A 3,915-nucleotide genomic window follows, 5' to 3' on the forward strand; every position below is an offset into this window, starting at 1 on the left:
GAAAACCCCACCAGCGCGAAAACGTGGTCGTCGGTGAACGCCATGTAGGTTTTGACGCCGACGGACTCCAGCATCGAGCAGAGCACCAGCGTCTTGTCCTCGCAATCGCCGCCCCCCGCGATGAGGGTGCCGATCGGGTTGCGCGCATGCTCGACGCCATCGTCCGGGTCCGAAATGTAGTGGATCTCGTTGCTTACGAAATCGAGGATATCCTTGGTCTTCTGCAGTTCGTCGTCCTTCGAGTTGCGCACGGTGCGGACCGCCAGAATATTCAACTGCTCATCGATATAATCGACCTTGTTGAGATAGTCCATGTAGCTGCCGGCAATCAGCGAGTTGGCCACGGCCTCGATCTGCTGGATCTTGAAAATCGATTTCCCGCACGCTTCGAGCGCCCCCAGGAACGTGAGATGGCCGGCGCGGGCCGCTTGCCAGTTGGCCGCCGTCACGGAAATAAACGCCACCGCCACCAACGCCATCATGATCTGCACGACGGCCTTGCGGAAGATGGCCAGCAACAAAAAAAGGCTCCCGTAGATGATCCCCGCAACCACGACATGATTGCCGATGATACGCACCGCCTCCCGCAACAGGAACAAGGTAAGCAATCCGCACAGGAAGGCCACCAGATACCAGGTTTTGGTGTAGATCGAATGCTTGCGAGGGGCGGTCCCCCTGTTGAAAATCGCAACGATGGAAAGCAGGACGCCCAAAATTCCGGCCGTTGCGCCGCCGATTTTCATCGGCAACGACGGCCAATAGAGAAAGCTGCAAGCACAGAAAATAAAGAGGTAGAGCGCAGCCACCGCAAAGGAAATCCGCTCATCGCCATTCAACGAACGGATCTCCCCCGGTTGCCAGCGGCGGGAAGCGGGTTTGCGCGCGGGGGCATTTGTCTTTTGATCTAAAGTCATAAGCACACATTACTACCTTCATGGTCCCTTACCGGCAAGCGCTATCGAAGCTCATCAAGGCGGTTCTTGTCCTGTTTTTGGCGTGGCTTTGCGGCCGGAAAGATTGTATCGTCCGCCTATTTCAAGGAGCGGATTATGTGCGAAACATGCGGATGCGGAACGGCGAACGAACACCACCATCACGACCATGAACACCGCCACACCAAAACGGTATCGCTGGAGCAAAAGGTGCTGGCCCGGAACGATGAACTGGCCGACAAGAACCGGGCATGGCTGGCGGAGCGCGGCGTGGTGGCCATCAACCTGATTTCCTCCCCGGGTTCCGGCAAAACCTTCCTGCTGGAAAAAACCCTCGAAGCCCTCGACGGCCAAATCAAGTGCGGCGTCATCACGGGCGACCAGCAGACCGACCGCGACGCGCAACGGCTCCAGGGCAAGGGGGCGAAGATCCGCCAGATCGAAACCATCAGCTCCTGCCATCTCGACGCGCACCAGGTTTGGCATGCGCTGGCCGACGTGGTGGATGACGACTCCCAGCTGCTCTTCATCGAAAACGTCGGCAATCTGGTTTGCCCGACGGCCTTCGATCTTGGCGAAAGCTTCAAGGTGGCCCTGCTCTCGACGCCGGAAGGCGAAGACAAGCCGGTCAAATATCCGGTTCTCTTCGCGACCGCCAAGGCGGTCGTGCTCACCAAGATGGATTTGGCCGAAGCGTTGGACTGGGATCTCGCCGCCTGCCGGAAATATATCCAGCAGGTCCAGCCCGGCGCCAACGTCATTGAACTCAGCGCCAAATCCGGCCAAGGAATGGACGACTGGCTCAATTATCTCCGCCGGCTGGTTTCGTAGCCGGGGGTCAATAATCCGCGGCGGAACGGCCGCCGTCGAGCACGGTGGCAGTGGCGCCGATCCCCAGCCGGGCCACGCCCTGCTCCAGATAGGCAACCGCCGTCGCCCAGTCGCGGATGCCGCCGGACGCCTTGACTTTCATGCGGTCCCCCACCGTCTTGAGCATGACCGCGATGATTTCCGGAGTGGCCGACGACGGCCCGAACCCGGTGGAGGTTTTAACAAAGTCCGCTCCGGCTTCGCAGGCGAGCTCGCAGGCCTTCGCCACTTGCTCCAGCGTGAGATAGCAGCTTTCCTGGATGACTTTCACGATCACGCCGGCGCGGCGCGCGACATCCACCACCGCCTTGATGTCGGCGCGGACGGCATCGTAGTTGCCCGACAGGAACTGCCCGATATTCATCACCATATCGATTTCCTGCGCGCCGTCTTCAATGGCCTGCTCGGCTTGGAAGGCCTTCACGGCGGTGGTATCGGCCCCATGCGGAAAACTGAGCACGCACGACACCATGACCGGCGAATCGTTCAGCAGCTCGGCGGCAAGTTTGATGTCGCATGGGCGCACGCACATGCTGGCCACCCCGCGTTCGATGCACATGGCGGCGTTGGCGCGCAGATCCTGCTCGGTCTGGTCGGGTTTGAGTACGGCGTGGTCGATGGCGGCGGCGACTTCTTTTTCGGTATACATTTCAGCTTACTCCTTTAATTCTCTTCGGATTCCAGCAGCAGGATATCCTCGCCATCGAGCTCGACCTTTTCGATCTTGGTGAAACGGCTCGAAATTTTCTTGGCCGAAACCTGGACGTCTCCAACGTCCTTGTTCGCCTGGCCGATGTGCGTGGCCAGCTTGTCCATCCGTTGCCGGAACCGGTCGAAATCCTTCGACAGGGCGACCAGATGCTCCTGGATAATATGGATCTGCTTGCGGGTTGCCGCATCCTTGAGCACGGCGCGCGCGGTGGTCAGCACCGCCATCATGGTCGTGGGCGAAACGAGCCAGACGCGCGCGCGCTGCGCCTCTTCGACGAGCTCGGGATAGTGGCCGTGGATTTCGGCAAAGACCGCTTCGGCCGGGATAAACATCACGGCGCCGTCGGATGTTTCCCCGGGAATGATGTACTTGGATGAAATGTCCTTGATGTGCTTCTTGATGTCCTGCCGGAACTGCTGCTCGGCGTTTTTACGGTCGGCATCGCCCAGCGTGGTGTCGGTCATCCGCCGGTAGCTTTCGAGCGGGAACTTGGAATCGATGCAGAGCGTGCCCGTGGGTTCCGGCAGGAAGAGGACGCAATCGGCGCGCACGCCGTTGCCGAAGGTGTGCTGCAACGAATAGCTGTTGTCCGGCATCATGTTGGAGATCAGCGCACCGAGCTGCACCTCGCCGAATGCACCGCGCGAACGCTTGTCGGAAAGCACCTCCTGCAGCGAGACGACGTTGGACGAAAGTTTGGCAATGTTTTCCTGCGCCTTGTCGATGAGCGCCAGCCGTTTCAGGACATCGGCGAAAACCGACGTGGTTTTTTCGAATCCGTGGTTGAGGCGCTCCTCGACCTTGCCGCTGATCTCGCCGAGCCGCCGTTCGTTGGTGTCGATCAGTTCCTTGACCCGGTCGCCCAGCTGGCGGTTGTTGCGCTCCAGCGATTCGTCGACCTTTTTGCGGACGCCCTCGACGTCCTCGCGCAGCTCCTTTTCCAGGGTCTGGAAAAAGGTTTCCAGCCGCAGGAAGCGCTCTTCGCCTTGCCGGGCATTTTCATCCAGACGAGTATTGATCCGCGTGTTTCCGGTCAGCTGCAACAGCAAAACAGCGGCAAGAAGCACTAACACAGCGATCAAAAGCACAGTCGTCAAAACCTCGTCCTCCAAGAAGCGGCCAACTATGCCGAATGAGCCGGGGTTTTCAAACCTAGTTCTTGGTCCGTTTGCGGTAGTGCGGCGAATCGCCCCGTTCCTTGAAACCGATGGTCTCGCCGATCCCTTTGATGCGCCCGCTCAGGCAGCCGCGGCACATGGCCGAATTTTCGTCGGTGCAGGGCTTGTTGTCGTAGAGCTGGTATTTCGGGCGGTACTCGGTTTCGGTCAGATTGGGCATAATGACGTTGGCTCCGCACTTCAGCCCCTGCTCGCGGCCGGTATATTCGAGCGCCTGCAGCGC

4 protein-coding genes and 1 pseudogene are annotated in these 3,915 nt (G+C 59.6%); 1 reads left to right on the forward strand and 4 read right to left on the reverse strand.

Translation table 11 applies throughout. The features are described from left to right. On the reverse strand, positions 1–914 hold a 914-nt coding region (locus ABYO54_RS14895; protein ID WP_372809031.1), incomplete at its 3' end, for a transglutaminase domain-containing protein. Between the two features lie 135 nt (positions 915–1,049). On the opposite strand from ABYO54_RS14895, the gene hypB reads away from it, so the two are divergent. Beyond that, positions 1,050–1,763, forward strand: coding sequence for a hydrogenase nickel incorporation protein HypB (gene hypB / locus ABYO54_RS14900; protein ID WP_372809032.1), 714 nt, complete (start codon positions 1,050–1,052; stop codon positions 1,761–1,763). A 7-nt stretch (positions 1,764–1,770) separates the two neighbouring features. Here hypB and deoC read toward each other — a convergent pair whose 3' ends face one another. The 3 genes and pseudogenes from deoC to ABYO54_RS14915 form a co-directional block, all read right to left on the reverse strand. Then, the gene (deoC, locus tag ABYO54_RS14905; RefSeq protein ID WP_372809033.1) at positions 1,771–2,451 is read right to left on the reverse strand and encodes a deoxyribose-phosphate aldolase; all 681 of its coding nucleotides are present in this window, start codon (positions 2,449–2,451) and stop codon (positions 1,771–1,773) included. A gap of 14 nt (positions 2,452–2,465) precedes the next feature. Beyond that, positions 2,466–3,596, reverse strand: coding sequence for a DNA recombination protein RmuC (locus ABYO54_RS14910; RefSeq protein WP_372809034.1), 1,131 nt, complete (start codon positions 3,594–3,596; stop codon positions 2,466–2,468). A gap of 70 nt (positions 3,597–3,666) precedes the next feature. Then, positions 3,667–3,915, reverse strand: a pseudogene (locus ABYO54_RS14915) ([FeFe] hydrogenase H-cluster radical SAM maturase HydE); the annotation flags it as partial.

Origin of the sequence: Pontiella sp. (genome assembly GCF_041622395.1) — a bacterium.
Taxonomy (GTDB): domain Bacteria; phylum Verrucomicrobiota; class Kiritimatiellia; order Kiritimatiellales; family Pontiellaceae; genus Pontiella.

Bases quoted from the DNA above. Each gene is read 5' to 3' on its own strand.
- hypB (WP_372809032.1), top strand. From the start codon at position 1,050: ATGTGCGAAACATGCGGATGCGGAACGGCGAACGAACACCACCATCAC.
- deoC (WP_372809033.1), bottom strand. From the start codon at position 2,451: ATGTATACCGAAAAAGAAGTCGCCGCCGCCATCGACCACGCCGTACTC.